19 protein-coding genes and 1 pseudogene are annotated in these 18,932 nt (G+C 72.8%); 6 read left to right on the top strand and 14 right to left on the bottom strand.

Translation table 11 applies throughout. The annotated features are described in order from the left end of the window. The first annotated feature begins 16 nt into the window (after positions 1–16). A complete protein-coding gene (locus tag FRZ03_RS40145; RefSeq protein ID WP_464862162.1) occupies positions 17–961 on the top strand; it encodes a helix-turn-helix domain-containing protein in 945 nt (314 codons plus the stop codon). A gap of 300 nt (positions 962–1,261) precedes the next feature. Here FRZ03_RS40145 and FRZ03_RS08975 read toward each other — a convergent pair whose 3' ends face one another. Next, positions 1,262–2,479 (bottom strand): MFS transporter, encoded by a 1,218-nt coding sequence (locus FRZ03_RS08975; RefSeq protein ID WP_146464638.1) that lies wholly within the window; start codon positions 2,477–2,479, stop codon positions 1,262–1,264. A gap of 90 nt (positions 2,480–2,569) precedes the next feature. On the opposite strand from FRZ03_RS08975, the gene FRZ03_RS08970 reads away from it, so the two are divergent. Beyond that, a complete protein-coding gene (locus FRZ03_RS08970; RefSeq protein ID WP_146464637.1) occupies positions 2,570–3,031 on the top strand; it encodes a MerR family transcriptional regulator in 462 nt (153 codons plus the stop codon). A gap of 109 nt (positions 3,032–3,140) precedes the next feature. After that, the gene (locus tag FRZ03_RS08965) at positions 3,141–3,689 is read left to right on the top strand and encodes a MarR family winged helix-turn-helix transcriptional regulator (protein WP_146464636.1); all 549 of its coding nucleotides are present in this window, start codon (positions 3,141–3,143) and stop codon (positions 3,687–3,689) included. A 46-nt stretch (positions 3,690–3,735) separates the two neighbouring features. Here the strand turns inward: FRZ03_RS08965 and FRZ03_RS08960 are convergent, their stop codons facing one another. Genes FRZ03_RS08960 through FRZ03_RS08910 form a run of 11 tightly spaced genes read right to left on the bottom strand, consistent with a single transcriptional unit; the run spans position 3,736 to position 13,771 of the window. Beyond that, on the bottom strand, positions 3,736–4,767 hold the full coding sequence (locus FRZ03_RS08960) for an aromatic ring-hydroxylating oxygenase subunit alpha (RefSeq protein WP_146464635.1): 1,032 nt from the start codon (positions 4,765–4,767) through the stop codon (positions 3,736–3,738). A 1-nt stretch (position 4,768) separates the two neighbouring features. After that, positions 4,769–4,996: a recombinase-like helix-turn-helix domain-containing protein gene (locus tag FRZ03_RS08955; protein WP_146464634.1), complete on the bottom strand. Its 228-nt coding sequence runs from the start codon at positions 4,994–4,996 to the stop codon at positions 4,769–4,771. Positions 4,997–5,019: 23 nt separating this feature from the next. After that, complete coding sequence (locus FRZ03_RS08950; protein WP_146464633.1) at positions 5,020–5,970, bottom strand: PDR/VanB family oxidoreductase; 951 nt, start codon at positions 5,968–5,970, stop codon at positions 5,020–5,022. A 13-nt stretch (positions 5,971–5,983) separates the two neighbouring features. Next, positions 5,984–7,609 (bottom strand): thiamine pyrophosphate-binding protein, encoded by a 1,626-nt coding sequence (locus FRZ03_RS08945; protein WP_146464632.1) that lies wholly within the window; start codon positions 7,607–7,609, stop codon positions 5,984–5,986. A gap of 11 nt (positions 7,610–7,620) precedes the next feature. Beyond that, positions 7,621–8,412: an SDR family oxidoreductase gene (locus FRZ03_RS08940; RefSeq protein ID WP_146464631.1), complete on the bottom strand. Its 792-nt coding sequence runs from the start codon at positions 8,410–8,412 to the stop codon at positions 7,621–7,623. 34 nt (positions 8,413–8,446) lie between these two features. After that, a complete protein-coding gene (locus FRZ03_RS08935) occupies positions 8,447–9,196 on the bottom strand; it encodes an SDR family oxidoreductase (protein ID WP_146464630.1) in 750 nt (249 codons plus the stop codon). Then, positions 9,189–9,710 carry a cupin domain-containing protein gene (locus FRZ03_RS08930; RefSeq protein WP_146464629.1) on the bottom strand — a complete coding sequence of 174 codons (522 nt, stop codon included), beginning with the start codon at positions 9,708–9,710 and terminating at the stop codon, positions 9,189–9,191. Before FRZ03_RS08930 ends, FRZ03_RS08935 begins: the two co-directional genes overlap by 8 nt. Positions 9,711–9,715: 5 nt before the next feature. Beyond that, complete coding sequence (locus FRZ03_RS08925; RefSeq protein ID WP_146464628.1) at positions 9,716–10,525, bottom strand: alpha/beta fold hydrolase; 810 nt, start codon at positions 10,523–10,525, stop codon at positions 9,716–9,718. Further along, a complete protein-coding gene (locus FRZ03_RS08920; RefSeq protein ID WP_146464627.1) occupies positions 10,522–11,325 on the bottom strand; it encodes an aspartate dehydrogenase domain-containing protein in 804 nt (267 codons plus the stop codon). The genes FRZ03_RS08925 and FRZ03_RS08920 overlap by 4 nt, the downstream gene beginning before the upstream one ends. Next, positions 11,322–12,260 (bottom strand): VOC family protein, encoded by a 939-nt coding sequence (locus FRZ03_RS08915; RefSeq protein ID WP_146464626.1) that lies wholly within the window; start codon positions 12,258–12,260, stop codon positions 11,322–11,324. The genes FRZ03_RS08920 and FRZ03_RS08915 overlap by 4 nt, the downstream gene beginning before the upstream one ends. A gap of 23 nt (positions 12,261–12,283) precedes the next feature. Next, complete coding sequence (locus FRZ03_RS08910) at positions 12,284–13,771, bottom strand: aldehyde dehydrogenase (protein WP_146464625.1); 1,488 nt, start codon at positions 13,769–13,771, stop codon at positions 12,284–12,286. Positions 13,772–14,153: 382 nt separating this feature from the next. Here FRZ03_RS08910 and FRZ03_RS08905 point away from each other — a divergent pair, with 382 nt between their 5' ends. Next, positions 14,154–15,551 (top strand): MFS transporter, encoded by a 1,398-nt coding sequence (locus FRZ03_RS08905; RefSeq protein ID WP_146464624.1) that lies wholly within the window; start codon positions 14,154–14,156, stop codon positions 15,549–15,551. 339 nt (positions 15,552–15,890) lie between these two features. On the opposite strand, the gene FRZ03_RS40140 is transcribed toward FRZ03_RS08905, so the two are convergent. Both FRZ03_RS40140 and FRZ03_RS08895 read right to left on the bottom strand, forming a co-directional pair. Further along, entirely contained in the window at positions 15,891–16,340 is a 450-nt protein-coding gene (locus FRZ03_RS40140) for a hypothetical protein (RefSeq protein WP_261398747.1), read from the bottom strand. A 241-nt stretch (positions 16,341–16,581) separates the two neighbouring features. Then, entirely contained in the window at positions 16,582–17,490 is a 909-nt protein-coding gene (locus FRZ03_RS08895; RefSeq protein ID WP_146464623.1) for an RNA polymerase sigma-70 factor, read from the bottom strand. 182 nt (positions 17,491–17,672) lie between these two features. Between FRZ03_RS08895 and FRZ03_RS08890 the strand changes: the two genes are divergently transcribed. Together FRZ03_RS08890 and FRZ03_RS08885 are read left to right on the top strand one after the other, a co-directional pair. Next, complete coding sequence (locus FRZ03_RS08890) at positions 17,673–18,158, top strand: carboxymuconolactone decarboxylase family protein (RefSeq protein ID WP_146464622.1); 486 nt, start codon at positions 17,673–17,675, stop codon at positions 18,156–18,158. Between the two features lie 274 nt (positions 18,159–18,432). Next, positions 18,433–18,932, top strand: a pseudogene (locus FRZ03_RS08885) (Tn3 family transposase); the annotation flags it as partial.

Genomic DNA, 18,932 nt, shown 5'->3' with positions numbered 1-18,932 from the left:
GGCCGGGCTGGGCGAGATGCTGCGCTCGCTGAAGGAGCGCGCGGGCCTCAGCTACGGCGCTGTCGCGGGCCGGCTGCACCTGAGTACCTCGACGCTGCACCGCTATTGCACCGGTGACTCGGTGCCGGCCGAGTTCGCCCCGGTCGAACGCTTCGGCCGGATCTGCCGGGCGGACCCCGAGGAGCTGCTGGAGCTGCACCGGCGATGGGCGGTGGCGGACGAGGCGCGGCGCGGGAGGGGGGCGAGCCCGTCGGAGGACGCGGAGGTGCCGGTGCCCGCGCCGGTACCGGTCGTCCAGAGTCCGCCGACTGTCGCGGAGCCGACGCCGCGAGTCCGCCAACTCGTCTCCCGGTACGTCCTGCTGGGGGCCACCGTGGTCGCCCTCAGCACCTCCGGAGCGCTGGTCATCGACTGGTTCCGCGCCGAGTCGGCACCGGACCGGACGGTCCCGGCCATCATGGTGCCCGCCCCGTCGACCGAGGAGGCCGGGGCGGCCGGGGCGGCCGGGGCGGCCGGAGGGAACGTTCCCCTCTCGGCGGCCGTCGTCCCGCCCGAGGACGACTGCCCCCGGACGGACGGCACTCGGACCCGTCCCACGACGTTCCGCTTGAAGGTGCGAAGCACGGCAGAGGGCCCCGTGACCATGACCGCCATGGACGTCCGGGTACTGTCCGCCGAAACCCCGCCCGCCGAAGTCACCTACGCGGACTGCCAGGCCACAGGCGCGCAGCACCCCTTCGCCGTGGACCTGGACGCCCCCGCGCCCCGGGCCGTGAGCCCGAGGCGCGGCTTCCCGTACGAGGCGTCCGCCGGGACCCCCGTGGTCCTGGACGTCACCGCGCACACGTCGAAGAGCGAGGTGCGCTGGTACCTGGAACTGAGATGGACCCAGGGCCCCCGCTCGGGCACGCTACGGATCGACGACGGCGGTCAGCCGTTCCGCACCGGAGCGGTGGAGTAGCGCCGCCCCTCTCGGGTCCCGGGCTCCGCACCGCAGCAGAGCGGCGAAGGCGTCCCGCAGGGGGCGGCGAGGGCGGCTGGGACCACGCCGGCCCCTCGATCACTGCGTCGCCTCGCCGGCTCAGCCTCCGGGTGGGCGCGGGCTCGGCTTCGGTCACCACACGTGTGGCGCGACGCCTTGCGGCCACGGTCCGTCCGGGAGCCCCGGGGCGGCGACTCGTATCGGGGCCGCGTCGGATCGCCGGCGTCCCGTACGTGTGGTTCCGCTCCGGCGCGCGCTGCGACCGGGGCCCGTGCCCGATCACTCGGGGTCGTGGCCGGCCCGCATGCCGGCTGCCGCGCTGATGAGCAGGGCGGCGGTGAGGGCGCCCAGTGGCGCGGTCCAGGTGCCGGTGGCGGTGTGCAGGGCGGCGGCCAGGACGGGGCCGGTGGCCGCGAAGAGGAAGCCGCAGGTCTGCGCCATGGTGGAGAGGGCTGTCACGTGGGCGTGGTCGCTTCCTCGGTGTGCGTAGAGCACCCCGGGAAGAGCCTGACCGGCCCCTAGTCCGAGGCCGAGGACGATGACCCACAGCATTGAGGTGGAGCTCGGGGCGAGCATGAGCCCGGTGAGGCCGGCGACGCAGACCAGGACGGTGCTCAGGATGTGCGGGCGCTGGTCGGGGCCCTTCGCGGCGAGGACTGGCGCGATGAATCCGCCGACGGCCACGCCGCAGATGAGCAGGGCCTGGCCGGTACCGGCAGCACCACGGCCGTGACCGGCTTGGACGAGGATCGAGGACAGCCAGGCGAGCACGGTGTAGAAGGCCAGGGTCTGGACGCCGAAGAAGGCGGTGAGGCTCCAGGCGACTGCCGTGCGGGCCACGTGCGGGCGCCCGGAGCGCTCGGTGCCGGAGGTCCCGACGGGGCGTGGCGGCTGCTGGCGCAGCTGTGTGGTCATGCCGACGGCAGCGAGGGCTGCGGGGATGACGGCCAGGCCGATGGCCGGCTGCCAGTTCCCCGTGGCCTGGGCCACGGGGACGACCACGGCCGCGATCAGTGCCGAGCCGGCCCCCATCGACAAGGCGTAGACACCCATCATCGTGCCGACCCGCTCCCGCGGGAACCGCTTGCGGACCAGTACGGGGATGAGCACGTTGACCACGGCGGTGGCCGCGCTGACCACGACGGTGCCGGTGATCAGACCGGGCATGCCGAGCATGCGCAGCACGGCGCCGGCGACAAGGACGAGGCCGGCCCACCACAGCCCGCGTTCCTCACCGAGCCGTCGCCGGGCCACGGCCGCGAGTGGCGCGAAGGCGCCCATGCACAGCGGCGGCAGCAGCCCCAGCAGCGAGATCACGGCGGGGCTGAATCCCGCGACGGGCGCCAGCGGCCCGATCTGCCCGAAGGACACCCGGGTGTTCAGGCTCACCAGTACGAAGGCGACGACGAGCAGCACGCCGGCGCCCGGGACATGCGGTGGGGCGGTGCGGTCACGGGTGACGGCAGCGTTCGCCGTCGGCGGCGGGGACACCGGCATGGCAGGACTCTCCAGGCTCTGGGCGGTTGGGCTCGGCTCAACCCTGCGCGCTAAAGTCCGCTTGAGCGCAAGTCCGGACCGGAGGACCCCATGGAGCGGTTGTACTCGATCAGCGAAGTCGCCCGCGTCTTCGGAGTCTCGGTACCGACCCTGCGTTACTACGAGGAACGCGGACTGATCCAGCCCACCGCGCGGCGCGGCCGGGTGCGACAGTACGACCGCGGCGCCCTGGAACGGCTCGCCTACGCGCAGCTCTGGCATGGTGACGGCATGATGTCCCTCGCCGACACCGCCGCCATCATGACCAGCGAGCACGCGCCCGAACGCCACGCGCTCATCTCCGCCCGGCACGACGCCGTGCAGGACCGGATCGACCGGCTCTCCCGCGCCGCCGCCATCCTGCGGCACATGCTCCGGTGCCCGGCCGACCACCCGCTGAGCTGTCCGGTGACCGGCGCTTACATCCGCTCCCGCGTCGACGCCGCCCTCGCCGGCGAGGAGCCCCCCGAGCCGGCCTTCCCCTCCATGCCCGCATCGCACCGGGACACCTGACGTCGAACAGGCATGCGTCATGGCGGCAACGTCTTAGGGCTAAGATTTCTCCGGGGCGTGTGGCGGTGGAACGCGCGCCCCGGAGAGGACGAGCCGCGAGGGGTGTGGCATGGCTCAGCGCAGAACGGCGAAGCAACCGGACGCCGTGGCGGGGATCGTCGAGGACTGGGCGCGCGAACGCCCCGGCCTGGACACGTCGCCGCTGGAGGTGCTGGCCCGGCTGCACCGCGCCTACCTCCAGTACCACGCGCGGCTCACCTCGCAGATCGAGCGGCACGGCCTGTCCGTCGCCGGCTTCGACGTGCTCACGGCGCTGCGCCGCTCCGGCGCCCCGTACCGGCTCACCGCCGGGCAGTTGGCGGCATCCGGGCTGATCTCCTCGGCGGGGGTCACGCTCCGCCTCGACCGTCTCGAGAAGGACGGCCTGCTGGTCCGGGAGCGGGACGCCGACGACCGCCGTGTCGTCTACTCACGGCTCACCGACTCCGGACTGCGCAAGGTGGACGAGGTCTTCACCGAGCACCTGGAGAACGAGCGGAGGATGCTCGGCGGCGTTTCCCCCGCCGAGCGGCGTCAGCTGGCACGCCTGCTCTCCAAGCTGGAAGGCTCCATCGTCGACTCGGACGCGCCCGGACCGGAGGAGGAGTCGGCCGGCTGACCGACCGCCGGGACGACGCGGCCGCCGGCGTACGGCGGCCTCCCGGTCATGGGGCCGGAGCCGCCGCGGGCGCCTTCGACTGCTGCTCGGCCTGTGTCCGGTAGATGCGGCGCAGGCGGACCACCCCGAGATCGTGCTGGTAGAGATTCTCCTGCTGGTCGGCGTCGGCGGGCATGGCTTCCAGCATGACCCGGTCCTGCTCCAGCACCTGCCAGTGGCGTTCCTCGATGAGGGTCCGGTAGAGGAAGCGCCAGGTGTCGCGCTGCCAGCCGGAGACCTCGCGGTAGCGCCAGAAGAAGACGCCGGTGCGCCCCGCGTCCACCGGGCAGGCCATGCCGACGATGCCGAAGGGGCCGCCGGGTCCGGCGGACGGCGGGTACGGGATGGACAGGTCCACCCAGTCGACGCCGGTGCGGCACAGCTCCACCCAGTCGAAGTTGACGCCGCGCTGGTCGGTCTTCTCGAAGAAGTAACCCCGTTCCGTCTCCCGGATACGGAACTTGGCCGTGGTGTCGCCGTCGTACATGGTGTGCGACTCGTGGTGCAGGAACGCGCCGTGCATCGGGTCGAGGAGGTTCTCCATGGCGAAGCGCCACGGGACGTTCCACTCGGCGTAGCAGAGGAAGGAGGAGACGTCGGGGTCGGTGAGCGGCTCGGGGAGGGTGAGGTCCACCGGCTCGGGGTGCTCCTCGTCGCCGAAGTAGGCGAGGACGGCGCCGCCGACCTCGCGCACGGGCAGGGAGGTGACGAGTGTCTTGCCCTCCAGGTTGCAGCCGGGCAGTCCGGGCACGGAGGTGACCGTGCCGGAGCCGTCGACCTCGACGCCGTGGTACCAGCAGGCGACGCGGTCGCCCAGGTGCTTGCCGAGGGAGAGCGGGGCGCCGCGGTGCGGGCAGCGGTCGGCGAGCATCGACAGGGTGCCGTCCGCCTTGCGGAACAGCAGCCAGTTCTCGCCGAGCGCGGTGACCTTGCGCAGCCCGCCGGGCCGGACGAAGTGGGAGGGGACCACCGGGTGCCACTGGTTGCGCAGGCCGTGGGCGTAGATGTGCGTCGCGGTGTCGTGCGTGGAGAGGGTCATGTCAGGCTCCCAGGCGGTGCATCTCGGTGCGGAAGGTCTCCTCGGTCCACGGTTCACCGGCGGGGGTGCGGACCTGGCGGGCGTTGAGCCCGGCCACGACGTCGGCCGCTTCGTGGCCGTCGCGGGTGAAGATCTCCTCCAGGGTGCGGGCGAGCTTCAGCTCGTACGGGGTGGGTTCGTGGTCCCGGCTCTGGTGCGGGTCCAGGTACGGCCAGGTGTGGGTGGTCATGAATCTCTCGCTCTCCGTACGGGTCACAGGTCCAGGACGAGGCGGTCGGAGGCGCAGCGGGAGACGCAGATCATCATCGTCTCGCCGGCAGCGTGTTCGGCCTCGCTGAGCAGGTGGTCGCGGTGGTCGGGGGTGCCGGCGAGGACGCGGGTCTCGCACGATCCGCAGATGCCGTCGCGGCAGGAGGAGGTGACGGTCAGGCCCGCGTTCTCGGCGGCTTCGAGGATGGAGGTGGTGGCGCCGACGGTCAGGGTCACACCCGAGGTACGGCATTCCACCTCGAAGGCGGTGTCGTCGTCCGCGCGTGCCACGGTGGCGGGCGCGGCGAACCGTTCGACGCGCAGCCGGCCCGCGGGACAGGACTCTTCGGCCGCCTTCAGCAGCGGTTCGGGTCCGCAGCAGTACACGAGGGTGTCGTCCGGCAGGTCCCGCAGGGCGGCCGCCAGGTCGATGTGGCCCTGCTCGTCCTGCGGTACGAGGGTCACCTCGCCGCCGGTCAGCGCGGTCAGCTCGGCGCCGAAGGCCATGGTGGCGCGGGTCCTGCCGCCGTGGACGAGCCGGTAGGGCACCCCGTCCCGCTCGGCCTGGCGGGCCATCGCCAGGATCGGGGTGATGCCGATGCCGCCCGCGAGGAACACGTAGAACGCGGCGGGTTCCAGGGCGAAGTGGTTGCGCGGACCCGCCACCCGGACACTCTGGCCGGGGCGCAGCTTGCCGTGCACGTGCCGGGAACCGCCGCGCGAGGACGGCTCGTCGAGGATGCCCAGGCGGTAGGCCGTGAGGTCGGCGGGGTCGCCGCACAGGCTGTACTGGCGGACGTGCCCGCCGACGTGCAGGTCGAGGTGGGCGCCCGGGGTCCAGGCGGGCAGGGGCTTGCCGTCGGGGCGGACCAGGTCGACGGAGAGGACGCCTTCCGCCTCCCAGGTCATCCGGCGGACGAGGAGGTCGAGTTCGTACTCGCGGTCAGCGGTCATGGCGGTGGCCTCCCTACGCGGCGGGGATCGTGACGGGTGGGGTGAACGGGTTCTTCATCGGGCCGAGCGCCTGGAGGTCGACCTCGACGAGGGTCGGGCCGTCGGAGGCGAGGGCCGCCTCCAGGACGGGTGCGGCGTCCGCCTCCGAGGCGACGCGTGCGTAGGGAAGGGCGCAGGCGGCGGCGAGCGGGGCGAAGTCCGGGGTGAACAGGTCGACGCCGGAGCGGCGTTCGCTGTACTTGTCCTGCATGTTGCGCAGCACTCCGTATCCGCCGTCGTTGAAGACGATCAGGGTCAGGCGGGGGCGCTCCTGTGCGACGGTGAGCAGTTCGCCGAGGTGCACGGCGAGGCCGCCGTCGCCGGCGATGACGACGGTCGGCTGCCCCGGCCGGGCGAGCGCGGCACCGATGCCCATGCCGAGGCCCTGGCCGATGCCACCACCGCGGGGGAAGACGTTGGCGCGCGGGTCGTGGATCGGCAGCAGCCGGTTGCCCCAGGAGGAGGAGGGGATGGTGACGTCCCGGGCGACGACGGCGCCGCGCGGCAGGGCGGCGGCGAGCGCGTCGCAGACGGCCGCCTGGGGGCCGATGCCGTCGTGCAGGCCGGCGCGTACGTCGTCGCGGACGGTGGTCACGCGGGCGGTCCAGTCGTCGTCCGCGCGGCGGGCGGCGGCGGTGAGCGCGGGCAGGACGGCGGCGGCCGTGGCGTGCAGGGCGTGGGACGCCGGATACACCCGGCCGAGGGCGGCCTGGTCGACGTCGATCTGGAGGTGCGCGGCGGGCAGCTCGAGTCCGTAGTCGGCGGTCTCGTTGGAGCGGAAGTGGGTGCCGATGGTGACAAGCAGGTCGGCATCGCAGAGGAGGGCCCGGCAGGGCGGGGTGGTGGCGAAGTTGCCGATGACCAGCGGGTGGTCCTCGGGGACGCTGCCGCGGCCGGAGTTGGAGGTGAGCAGGCCGCCACCGGTGGCCTCCAGCAGGGCGAGCAGTTCCTCGCGCGCGGTGGTGGCGCCGCCGCCCGCCCAGATCAGCGGACGGCGGGCGGAGGCCAGCAGCTCGCGCGCGGCGTCGAGAGCTGCCGGGTCCGGCACCGGGGCCGGGGCGGCGGTGACCGTCTCGCCCGTGTCCTGCTGGGGCGCGTACTGCAGGTCGATGGGCCACTCGATGCTGGCGGGTCCGCCGGGCGCGGTGAGCGCGGCGGCCGATGCCTCGCGCAGCAGTCGTCCGGCGTCGCGTGCGGAGCCGACGGTGGCCGCGTACGCGGACACGGCCGTCAGCATGCCGAGCTGGTCCTTCGTCTCGTGGATGAATCCGCGCCCGCTGCCCAGGTGGGCGGACTCGATCTGCCCGGTGACGTGCAGGACCGCCGTGCCGGACGCCAGGGCCTCGATCAACGAGCCGGCCGCGTTGCCCGCCCCGGTTCCGGTGGAGGTCAGCGCGCACCCGATGGAGCCGCGGGCCCGCCCGTATCCGTCGGCGGCGTTGACGGCGGTGGCCTCGTGGCGCACCGGTACGAACCGCAGCTCGCGGTCGACCGCTTCGACGAGCGGCAGGTTGTGCACCGACACGATGCCGAAGACGGTGTCGATGCCGAGGGACTTCAGATGGGCGACGAGGAGGTCGCCTCCGTTGTCGTACTGCATGGAGAGGCTCCTCACAGGATGCCGCGGCCGACTCCGCCGCAGACGTCGATGCTGGTTCCGGTGATGTAGGAGGCGCGCGGGGAGAGCAGCGCGACGACGGCGTACGCCACCTCGTCCGCGCGGCCGAGCCGTCCGAGCGCGATGCCGCGGTCGGCGGCCAGTTCGGCCTGCCAGTCCTCGTAGCCGAGGCCGCTGTCGGCGGCGGCGTGCCTGCGGGTCCACTGGCCGGTGTCGATCAGGCCGAGGCAGACGGAGTTGACCCGGATGCCCTCGGCGGCGAGTTCGTGCGCCAGGGACTTGGAGAGGTTGAGGATGCCGGCGCGGGCGGCGCTGGTGGTGATCAGGCGGGTCTCGGGCTGCTTCGCCAGCACGGCGTTGACGTTCACCACCGAGGCCGCGTCCGAGGCGCGCAGGTACCGGCGCGCGGCGGCAAGGGGGTTGAGGACACCCGTGAACTTCAGCTCCAGTTCGTCACGCCAGTCCTCGGCCGTGGTGTCGTCCAGGCGTTTCATGCGGGACTGGCCCGCGTTGTTGACCAGGCCGTCGACGGGTCCGCCGAAGTGGGCGGCGGCGGCGTCGGTGAAGCGGCGTACGGCGTCGCCGTCGCGGACGTCGCAGGTGGCGGTGAACAGGCGGTCGGGTCCGGCGCCGAGCCGGGCGGCGGCCTTGGCGAGACGTTCGCCGTCACGCCCGCAGGTGGCGACGCGGGCGCCTTCGTCGAGCAGGGCGCGGACCGTGGCCAGGCCGACGCCGGAACTGCCTCCGGTGACGAGTACCGTGCGGTCGGCGAGGCCGAGATCCATGACGTACTCCTTGCAGGGGGTCGAGTGGGGGAAGTCAGTGCATGGTGAAGCCGCCGTTGACGGCGAGCACCTGTCCGGTGACGTAGCGGGACTCCTCGCCGAGCAGGTAGGCGACGAGTCCGGTGAGATCCTCGGGCCGCTGCGGGCGGGTGATGGCGCGGTGGGTGGCGTAGAGCGCGTGGCGCTCCCGCGGGACCGTTTCGGTGGCTTCGACCTCGGTGAGGCCCGGGGCGACCGCGTTGACGGTGATGCCCTGCTCGCCCAGTTCGCGGGCCATGCCCCGGGTGAGGGAGACGACCGCGCCCTTGGAGGCGAGGTAGTGGGCGAGCCGGGGCGAACCGTACAGGGCGGCGTCGGAGGCGATGTTGACGATGCGGCCGGGCCGGCTCATCAGGGGCAGCAGGTGTTTGGCCACCAGCCAGGGGCCGCGCGCGTTGACCGCCATCAGCCGGTCCCAGACCTCGATGTCGATGTCCTGGAACTCCCTGCCGCCGACGCCGTTGGCCAGCGCGGCGTTGTTGACCAGTCCGTAGACGGGACCGGAGCCGGCCAGCCGGTCGGCGAGCGCGGCGACCGACTCGGGGTCCGAGACGTCCAGCGGCACGAACTCCGCCTCGCCGCCCGCCGAGCGGATCGCCTGGGCGGTCCGCTCGCCCCAGGCGGTGTTCAGCTCGGCGACCACCACCCGGAACCCGTCCGCCGCCGCGCGGCGGGCCATGGCCTCGCCGAGGCCACGGCCCGCGCCCGTCACGACGACGGTGCGCCGGGCGGCGGGCTCAGTCACGGGTGACGCCGTACAGCGGCGAGTACTCGGGGTACGTCGGCACCTGCGGCTTCTGCGTGCCGATGACGACGCAGAACAGCGCCTCGGTGTCGCCCTCGTTCTTCAGCGAGCGGGTGACGCCGGCCGGCACCACGATCATGTCGCGGTAACCGAGGGTCCGGTACTCGACCTCGTCGGGACCGCGGTGGATGCCGACGCGGACCTTCCCCTCCAGGACGAAGAACGCCTCCTCGACGTCGTGGTGGGTGTGGGCCGGGCCCTCGGCGCCGGGCGGCAGCAGCATGTTGGAGAAGGTGAAGCCACCGGAGGGGATGATCCGGTTGTCGTCCTCGTGGTTGCCGGTGGCACCGGAGCCGACGTAGCGGATCTGCGCGCGCTTGTACTGCGGACCCGCCTTCTCCTGGAAGGACAGGGTGCCCCAGTCGGGTTCGCGGGAGTCCTTGGTGGCGATCAGGGAGTCGGTGTACGTGGCGAGGTCGCCGCCGTTGTCGTACTCGGTGGTGGTCAAAGGCATGGTGATCAGCCCTTCCTGGCGTGAGCGAGGTGGTCGGTGACGATGTGCAGGTGGGAGGCGAGCCAGGCGTTGACGCGCTCGGGCTGCTCCTGGTTGGCCAGGTGACCGGCGTCCTTGACGATCACGTAGGCGGTCTTGTGCAGGCCGCCGGCCAGGACCTGTGAGCTGTCGGGGCCGGTGATCCGGTCCTTGTCGCCGCACAGGACGAGGGTGGGCGCGGTGATGCGGTGCAGTTCGCCGCGCAGGTCGGTGGAGGCCATGGCCTCGGCCGCGTATGCGTAGCCCGGCAGGCGGACCGAGGCGGCCATGGCGGCGGTCACGCGCCGCACGAGGTCGGCGGACGCACCGGGGGAGACCAGGCGCGGGGCGCGGGCGGCGGCGAAGGCCTCCGGGCCGATCCGGGCGAGTTCTTCGGCGCGGGCCCGCATCCCGGCAGCCTTCTCGGGGTCGGCGCCGGAGCCGGGTGAGGAGTCGCAGATCATCAGCGACTCGACCAGGCCGGGATGGCGCACGGCCAGCCGCAGTGCGATCACGCCGCCGAAGGAGACGCCGAGGACGTGGGCGGCGCCGCCCCGGGCGCGGATCACCTCGGCGGCGGCGTCGGCGAAGTCGTCCATCGTGAGCGGCTGTTCGGGGTCGGCCGACCGCGCGTACCCGGGCGCGTCCCAGGCGACGACCCGAAAGCGGTCTCCCAGTGCCGCGAGCTGCGGGGCGAAGGCCGCCGAGGAGGAGCCGATGCCGTGCAGGCACAGCAGCAGCGGTCCGCTGTCGCCGGCCTCTTCCAGGTGCAGGCCGAAGATGTCGTAGGCGGTCACAGGATCTGCCCCGTCCGCCCGGCGAGCGCGGCGAGCGAACGGAGCACCGCGTACGGGACGACCTGGCTGGTCGCCGGGTTGGTGGCGTCCGGCAGGTGCCGTACCTCGAAGCGGTAGTCCCCGTGTGCGCCGGACGCCTCGATGACATGGGAGGTGTGCCGGGCCGCCGGGTCCGCGACGACGCTGACGCGCACCGTCTCCGGGTCCCCGACGGCGAGGGCGACGGAGGCCGCGACGTTGGTCGATTTGGGGAACTTCACCGGAACGTCCCGCGCGGTCCCCGTCATGACCTCGACCGGCCCGGTGGCCGACCGCATGCGTGCCAGCAACTCCGTGTCCATCCACGGCTGTTCCAGGGTGGACGGCAGTTTGGTGGTGGTCAGCCGCACCTCGTCGAGGGGCCCCATGGCGCGGACGGCCTGCAGCAGGTCGAGTCCGCCGACCGCGCCGCCGGTGAAGTACACGCGGCCGGGCCCGGTGTGCAGCAGCCGCTTGGCCAGTTCCTCGTCGGTCAGGGCGCCGGTCGAGGCGACGAGCAGGTCGGTGCCGGAGGCGAGGATCGCCTCGCCCCACTCGCGCACGACGGCCTGCCCGGCGGCCTCGACGATCAGGTCGCAGTGGTCCAGGGCCTGTTCGACGGTGTACTGCGGGACCGGGGCGGCGTCCCCGACGGGCCGGTTGTCGACCACGCACACCAGCTCGGCGCCCGGGATGTCGCCCGCGGCGAGCGCGCCGCCGACGACTCGGCCGATGGCGCCCCAGCCGATCAGGCCGACGCGGCGCGGGGTGGGGGTGCTCATGCGAGGGCTCCTTCGGCATCGACGGGCGGGACGACGGGGCCGCCGTCGGGCGTGCCCGCCATGTGGGCGCGGATCAGCCGGGACGGCGGTCCGGCGGTGCCCCACACGTCGGACAGTTCGGGGGTGCGCCGCCACACCTTGCAGATCCAGGCGTCCTCGACGACCTGGGCGACCCCCGAGGTGTACTCGCAGACGAGGCCGGTGGGGTCGGTGAAGTAGGAGAAGGTGTTGTTGCCGGGCCCGTGCCGGCCCGGCCCCCACGCGGGGGTGATGCCGTGGTGCCTCAGCCGCCCGAGGCCGCGCATGAAGTGGTCGACCGAGTTCATCTCGTACGCCACGTGGTTCAGGGACACCCAGGCCGCCTGGTTGAAGGCGACGCAGTGGTGGTCGCTGTTGCAGCGCAGGAACGCCATCTGGTGCTCGGACCAGTCCGAGACACGCATGCCCAGGACGTCCTGGTAGAAGGCCACCGACGCGTCGATGTCAGGGGTGTTGAGCACCGCGTGCGTGACGCCGACCGGCACTGCGGCGTCACGTCCGCGGGCCGCCACCGCCCAGGTGTCGGCGGACAGTTCGATCAGCCGCCCGTCGTTGTCCCGGAACCGCAGGCCGTAGCCGCCGCCCACCTGGTCGAGCGGTCCCGGCCCGCTGACCGGCGTGATGCCGCGTGTCTCGAGTCCGCGTGCCGCCTCGTCGATCTCGGCGGGGGTGCCCACGGCGAAGGCGAGCTTGCCCAGGCCGATCCGGTCGGCACGGGTGAGCTTGAGGGCGTGGTGTTCCTCGCCGGTGCCGCGCAGCCAGCTCGAGCTGTGCTCGGCCTCGACGACCTCCAGGCCCCAGGCCTGCTCGTAGAAGTCGGTGGCCTCGGCGAAGTGCGGGGTGAGCAGTTCCACGGAGCGCAGGGCGCGCAGCCGGGCGATCGGGGGGTGCGTCATGGTGAGGGTCTCCGGGGTGTGGGTCAGCGGGCCCAGGGCAGGGGAGTGGCGGCGGTGCCCCAGTACAGGGACTTCTGCCGCTGGTAGGCGCGGATGAGGTCGCGGCCCTTCTCCGTGCCGAGGCCGCTGTCCTTCATCCCGCCGAAAGGGGTGGAGATGGAGAACTGTTTGTAGGTGTTGATCCAGACGGTCCCCGCCTCGATGCGCCGGGCCAGCCGCCAGGCCGCACGGGCGTCGCGGGTCCAGATGCCGCAGGCCAGGCCGTACACGCTGGCGTTGGCCTGCTCGACGAGGTCGTCCTCGTCCTCGTAAGGAAGCGCGACGAGGACCGGGCCGAAGATCTCCTCCTGGCACACCCGGGCGGAGTTGGGCAGCCCGTCGATGACGGTCGGCAGGTAGTAGGCGCCGTCCGCGTGGGCCGCGCCCTGCGGGGCGGCGCCGCCGCACAGGACCCGCCCGCCCTCGGCGCGCGCGAGGTCCACGTAGGCGGCGACCGCGTCACGGTGCCGGTGGTGGACCAGCGGGGCGACCTGGGTAGCGGGGTCGGTTCCCGGCCCGACCCGCAGTTTCCGCACCCGCTCGACGAGTTCACCGAGGAAGGAGTCGTAGAGCGAGCGGTGCACGAAGAGCCGCGACCCGGCGATGCAGGACTGTCCGCTGGAGGAGAAGATCCCGAACATCACACCGGCCAGGGCCTGTTCGACGTCGGCGTCCTCGCGGACGATCGTCGGTGACTTGCCGCCCAGTTCCAGGGAGGCCGGGACGAGTTTGTCGGCGGCGGCGCGCGCGATGGTGCGGCCGGTGGCGGTGCCACCGGTGAACCCGATCCGTCGCACGAGCGGATGGGTGACGATCGCGTTCCCGACGACACTGCCCTTGCCCGGCAGGACGGAGAGCAGCGCGGTCGGCATCCCGGCCTCGGTGAGCGCCCGATGGACCAGGCGGCCGAAGGCGAGTGAGACGAGCGGCGTCCACTCGGCGGGCTTGAGCAGGACGGCGTTCCCGCCGGCGAGGGCCGGAGCCACCTTCTGCGCGTCGGAGGCGATCGGCGAGTTCCACGGGTTGATGGCGCCGACCACGCCGATCGGCTCGTACACGCTCATCGTGACGTAGGGGCCGCGGGCGGGAGTGAGGGAGTCCTCGGCGGTCTCGAGCGCGGCGGCCGTGTAGCGGAAGGTGCCGGCGGCACTCATGGCCAGGGCGAGGGTCTCGGTGAGGGTCTTGCCGGTGTCGGCGGTCTGCAGCGCGGACAGTTCGGCGGCGTGCTCCTCGATCAGGTCGCCGATCCGGTGCAGGAGGCGGGCGCGCCGGTGCGGCAGCAGGTCGCGCCAGGCGGGCGTGGCGGCCGCTGCCGCGGCGGCGCCGACCGCCTCGTCGACGTCGGCGGGCGAGGCGGCGTGGACCGTGGTGATCAGGGTGCCGTCGGCCGGGTCCGCCGTCTCGATCGGTGCGCCCGCGCCGCGCCGGAACGCGCCCGCGATGAGGATCTCGTCGGGTGGGATGCGCGGCATGGCAGAACCTCCGGACAGGAGTGGCAGGGGGAGCTTCGCGGGCGGCCCGCTCACGGAGCCGAGGTCCATCGGCGAAGCGCTTGAAATCTAAGGGCTTAAATATTCGGTCCGCAAGAGGGCGGGCCCGATGATTTTTCCCCGGCGGCGACCCCTTGACGGCCCCCGTCGAACAAGGGGTACAACCTAAGCGCTGAAACATTCAGCCCTTACGCAACCGGTCGGCGGGGAGATCTGCCGGCGCACCCTCAGGTACTGTCCCCCGACCGCCGAGCCCTCCCGTCTCTCACTGCCGCGCGTACGCAGGGCCGCTCAGGCCCGTCCCGCCCGGCCCTACCACTCCCGCGCGTCCCGACATCCCGCGCGGAAGCCGGAGGCCCCCTCCATGACCCTCGACGCTCCCACCGCGGGCCGCCACCCCGACGCCGCCGCCCTCGCCGCCGCCATCGGTGCCCGCTTCGAACGCCTGCCCCTGTGCCGTTGGCACGTCACCGTCCGCCTCGTCATCGGCGCCGTGACCTTCTTCGAGGCCTTCGACCAGCTGCTCATCGCCTACGCACTGCCCCAGCTACGGGCCGAATGGCAGCTGGGCACCGGGCAGACCACCGCGCTGATGACCGTCGGCTCGGTGGGCATGCTCGCCGGGGCACTGCTGTCGGGCCGCCTGGCCGACAGCCTCGGCCGGGTGAAGGTCATCGCGGCCTGCATCGCCCTGTCCAGTCTGTGCAACCTGGCGCTCACGGTGTGCACTTCACCCGCACCGTTCATGGCCGCCCGCTTCGTCCAGGGCCTGGCCATCGGCGGCGAGGTGCCGGTCGCGGCCACCTTCATCGCCGAGATCACCCGCACCCACCAGCGGGGCCGCTTCGTCCTCCTGTACGAGCTGGTCTTCCCGGCGGGCCTGACCGCCGGCGCCCTGCTCGCCTCGTGGCTGGTGCCGCTGCTGGGCTGGCGCTGGATGTTCGGCCTCGCGGCGATTCCCGGAGCGCTGTGCCTGCTCATCGCCCGCTGCGTGCCCGAGTCGCCGCGCTGGCTCGCCGACCGCGGACGCCACGAGCAGGCCCTGGAGACGATGGCGGCGATCGAGCGGAAGGTCGAGAGGGCCACCGGCGCACCCCTGCCCGAGCCGGCCCCCGCGGCGCCCGCGGCACGGGCGCCCGAGGGCCGAAGCGGCCTGCGGGAACTGCTCCGCGGCCGTTACCGCAGGCGCACGCTGGTCGTCGGTGTGCTGTGGTTCACCGGCTACTTCGTCAACTACGGCATCACGTCCTGGCTGCCCACCATTTACGGCACCCGCTTCGGCCTGAGCCTGTCGGAAGCACTCGGGTACTCGACGGTGACCTCCTGCGCGGGCCTCGTCGGCTGCCTGCTCGTGGCCCTGACCGTGGACCGCGCCGGACGCCGCCGCACGGTCACCCGGTGCCTGGGCGCGGCCGCCGTCACCCTGCTCCTGCTCGGCGTCCTCTCCGGCGGTTCGGCCGTGGGCGTGCTGGTGTGGACCTCGCTGGCGAGCGTCTTCCTCTTCGGCTCCAACATCTGCCTGTACCTGTACACCCCCGAAATCTTCCCCACCCGCATACGCGCCCTGGGCTCCAGCATCGGCGGCGCCATGAACCGCCTCGGCGTCATCCTCGGCCCGATCGTGGTCGGCGCGGTCTACGCGGACGGCGCGCTCGGCACCGTGTTCGTGACCCTCGCGGCGGTGGCCCTGATCGGTTCGCTCACGGCGGGGGCGGCCGCGGAGGAAACGAGCGGACGACAACTGGAGGACGTGGCGCCGTAGCACGTCGCGCACCGGCGCGTCACCGGTCCCCTGGTCCGGCAGATGGGGGTCAGGGGATGCAACGACGTCAAGCGTCGGATGATGGTGGAGGTGAACTGTGTGCACGGGCCAGGGAGTTGCGTTTCTCCATGGCGCGGTTCACCTGCGCGGGCAGCGGTGTCGCCGTCGACACCGCTGCTTCCGCAGGCGGCACCAAGGCCGCCGTCCGCTGCCCGCAGGGCCAAATCCGGGCGACGTCATCCGGCACACGGAGATCTTCGCCCCACTGCGGGCGGCCGGGACCGCGGGCACGCCGTGGCCGCCGTCGAGTGGCTGGCAGTGGGCGAGGAGCCCCTCGATTTACGGCGGGGCCGGCGCTGACGCGCCGGGTGTAGCCCTGGCCGCGCCGTACGGGTGTCCCCTGGTCGAGCGCGGCGCGCTCGGGGGGCTCCGGCTCGGTGGTGCGAAGGTGGTCGGCGACCTTGCCGGCATGTCGAGGGTGACCGGCAGCTCCGGGGCGGGCGCGCCCTCCTCGATGGCGGTGTGGTCGGGCAGGAGGTCGGCGACGGCGGTACGGATCGCCCCGCGACTGACGCCGTGGTCGCGGGCGAGGGTGGCGATGGAGCGGCCTTCCAGGTACGCGGTGCGTAAGTCGGCGGTCTTCGTGGCCGCGACGGCGGAGCGGCACCCGCCTTTCGCGCTCTTGGTCTCGGCGGCGCGCAGTCCGTAGTCGGTCAGCTCGCGCTGGAGGTCGCGTCGGAGTTCGCCGGGCGGCGGCGAGGGGCTGCCCCGTGAAATCCCCGTCGGCAATCACCATCGGATCTGCTTGGATTCGCGCCGCCGCGAGTCCCCGGATTGCACGAGTTCATCGCTCGCGCCGCCTGCCTGTCGGCAAACGATCGTTCGACGACAGATAAGGGCTGGCCCGGAGGCCATCGCTTCCTGGGCGGCTGGTAGTTACGTGGGACCTCATCGTCGGGATGCGCTACGGACCTCCGGTTCCCGCGGTGATACGCCCGTTGCGGCGCTGGCCCAGGCGGCGGTCCCGGCGTCAGCGGCTCATCGCTGTCTCGCGGTTCATGCGTGACAGCTTGTCAGGATTGCGGACGGCGTAGAGGCCGGTGATGAGGCCGGCGTCCAGACGGAGGGTCACGACCGTGTCGATCCGGCCGTCGCGGCGGATGATCAGGGCCGGGTGACCGTTGACCAGGGTCGGTCGCAGCAGGGCACCGCTGAGCCTGGCCAGGGCCTCGGTCACGTCCGCCAGGCCCGCCACCGGTTCCACGGCGGCCCGGACGACTCCGCCGCCATCCGTCAGGAGGACGACGTCCGGGGCGATCATGTCGAGGAGTCCCGTCAAGTCGCCTGTTGCAACCGCTTGTTGGAAGGCGGCGAGCGCGTCGCGGGTCTGGGACGGGGAGACCGTCTCGCGAGGGCGGCGCGCGGCGACGTGGGCGCGGGCGCGGTGCGCGATCTGGCGGACGGCGGGCGGGGTCTTGTCGACGGCCTGCGCGATCTCGTCGTAGTCCAGGTCGAAGACGTCCCGCAACACGAACACGGCACGCTCGGTCGGCGCGAGGGTCTCCAGTACGAGGAGCATCGCCATGGAGACGCTGTCCGCGAGCTCGACGTCCTCGGCCACGTCGGGCGCGGTGAGCAGCGGCTCGGGCAGCCATGGGCCGACGTAGGACTCCTTGCGGCGGCGGAGTGTGCGAAGGCGGGTCAGAGCCTGGCGGGTGGTGATGCGGACCAGGAAGGCGCGCGGGTCGCGGACTGCGGCGTGCTCGACGCCCGACCAGCGCAGCCACGTCTCCTGGAGGACGTCCTCGGCGTCGGCCGCCGAGCCCAGCATCTCGTAGGCCACCGTGAACAGCAGATTGCGGTGGGAAATGAAGCTATCCGTGGCCGTGGCCGTGGCCGTGGTCGCCCCCGTGTCGATTCCGGCATCCCTGTCCACCATCGTCAGCTCCCCGACTTCTGTCTCGCTACGTGTGGTGCGTGTCGTACACGGGACGCCACTGGCCTTGGTTCTGTGACAGCCGCGCACCATGACCCACGTCACGTCTGCCCCGTGTCACAGGAGCGCGGCGACCGGCGCCTCATGGGCATCAGCCCCACGATTCCATGAGTGAGGAAGCCCCGATGGAAACCCGTATGAACCTGTTCGACACCGAGCTCGGCACGAAGGTCGGCAAGCGGATCTACGCCGTCAGCCAGGTCATCCAGGAGTCGCCGCTGCCCAGATCCACCCAGGAGTTGGTGCAGCTGCGAGCCAGCCAGATCAACGGCTGCGGCTTCTGCGTCGACATCCACAGCAAGGACGCCGCCGCGGCCGGCGAGGACGCGGCCCGGCTCAGCCTCGTCGCCGCCTGGCGGCATTCCACCGTGTTCACCGATGCCGAGCGAGCCGCGCTGGCCCTCACCGAGGAGGGCACCCGCATCATCGACGGACGTGCAGGGGTCACTGACGAGACCTGGGCCCGGGTGCGCAAGCACTACGACGAGGAGCAGGCCATCGCTCTCGTCTCCCTCGTCGCGATGATCAACGCGACCAACCGGCTCGGCGTGATCCTCAACAACCAGGGTGGAGCCTACGTGCCCGGCAACCTGACCACCGTCGCCGGTTGACGCACCGAGACCGGCCACGATCGAAGGACCGGGGCCGGTCTCGCAGGCGGCGCTCGCGCGCCGCGGGGGAGACGGGCCCGGGCCTGGAGGGCGACCGGGGTCGTGCTGGTGGCCGGAGCGGGAGTTGCGGTGGCCCTGCACGCCTCGGCGGGCGGCGGTGACACGGCCGGTGCCCGGCAGCCGCGTGTGGGCCCGGACGCACGGCGCGTCCCGGCGCGTCGCTCCCCGGCGCCGCCGGGCAACTGCGGCAGGCCCTGGAGGAAGCGGGCGTCGGTGGCTGCGCGAGCGCCGAGTGCTGCTGCCCGGGGCGAGCCGCCTGGCCCGGCTGGTGGGCACAGTCCGGGAGACGGCGGACAACCGCCGGTGGGACACCCTGTGCGGCCTGCTGAGTACCGGTCAGCGGGCGGTCCTGGGCTCGCTGCTGACGGTGGAGCCGGTGGCGCGGGTCTCGGAGCTGGACCGGCTCCGGCGGGGCCCGGTGCGGATCTCCGGGCCGCAGATGCAGTGGGCCTTGGAACGGGCCGGGGAGATCACCGACCTCGGAATGGGAGAGGCGGACGTGTCCGGGATACCGACGTGGCGGCTGGCGGAGCTGTCGCGGTACGGCGTCGAGGGCAAGGCGTCGCTGTCTCAAGCGGCACGGCGACTCCCGGCGCCCGGCCACGCTGCTGGCCCCCGCGGTCTGCCCGACGTCCCGCGCGGTCGATGACGCCCTGGGCCTGCTGGAGGTGCTGATCGCGACGAAGCTGCTCGCGCGGGCGGAGCGGGAGACGG

It is taken from the genome of Streptomyces misionensis (genome assembly GCF_007896895.1).
GTDB classification, from domain to species: Bacteria; Actinomycetota; Actinomycetes; order Streptomycetales; family Streptomycetaceae; genus Streptomyces; species Streptomyces misionensis_A.
Note: the sequence above shows the minus strand (reverse complement) of the source record. Positions and strands in the feature narration are given on the sequence as shown.

Coding starts and splice junctions, on each gene's coding strand:
- FRZ03_RS08970 (WP_146464637.1), top strand. CDS start 2,570: ATGGAGCGGTTGTACTCGATCAGCGAAGTCGCCCGCGTCTTCGGAGTC.
- FRZ03_RS08950 (WP_146464633.1), bottom strand. CDS start 5,970: ATGACCGCTGACCGCGAGTACGAACTCGACCTCCTCGTCCGCCGGATG.
- FRZ03_RS08920 (WP_146464627.1), bottom strand. CDS start 11,325: ATGAGCACCCCCACCCCGCGCCGCGTCGGCCTGATCGGCTGGGGCGCC.
- FRZ03_RS08945 (WP_146464632.1), bottom strand. CDS start 7,609: ATGCAGTACGACAACGGAGGCGACCTCCTCGTCGCCCATCTGAAGTCC.
- FRZ03_RS08910 (WP_146464625.1), bottom strand. CDS start 13,771: ATGCCGCGCATCCCACCCGACGAGATCCTCATCGCGGGCGCGTTCCGG.
- FRZ03_RS08890 (WP_146464622.1), top strand. CDS start 17,673: ATGGAAACCCGTATGAACCTGTTCGACACCGAGCTCGGCACGAAGGTC.
- FRZ03_RS40145 (WP_464862162.1), top strand. CDS start 17: ATGCTGCGCTCGCTGAAGGAGCGCGCGGGCCTCAGCTACGGCGCTGTC.
- FRZ03_RS08975 (WP_146464638.1), bottom strand. CDS start 2,479: ATGCCGGTGTCCCCGCCGCCGACGGCGAACGCTGCCGTCACCCGTGAC.
- FRZ03_RS08930 (WP_146464629.1), bottom strand. CDS start 9,710: ATGCCTTTGACCACCACCGAGTACGACAACGGCGGCGACCTCGCCACG.
- FRZ03_RS08965 (WP_146464636.1), top strand. CDS start 3,141: ATGGCTCAGCGCAGAACGGCGAAGCAACCGGACGCCGTGGCGGGGATC.
- FRZ03_RS08915 (WP_146464626.1), bottom strand. CDS start 12,260: ATGACGCACCCCCCGATCGCCCGGCTGCGCGCCCTGCGCTCCGTGGAA.
- FRZ03_RS08895 (WP_146464623.1), bottom strand. CDS start 17,490: ATGGTGGACAGGGATGCCGGAATCGACACGGGGGCGACCACGGCCACG.
- FRZ03_RS08940 (WP_146464631.1), bottom strand. CDS start 8,412: ATGGATCTCGGCCTCGCCGACCGCACGGTACTCGTCACCGGAGGCAGT.
- FRZ03_RS08960 (WP_146464635.1), bottom strand. CDS start 4,767: ATGACCCTCTCCACGCACGACACCGCGACGCACATCTACGCCCACGGC.
- FRZ03_RS08955 (WP_146464634.1), bottom strand. CDS start 4,996: ATGACCACCCACACCTGGCCGTACCTGGACCCGCACCAGAGCCGGGAC.
- FRZ03_RS08905 (WP_146464624.1), top strand. CDS start 14,154: ATGACCCTCGACGCTCCCACCGCGGGCCGCCACCCCGACGCCGCCGCC.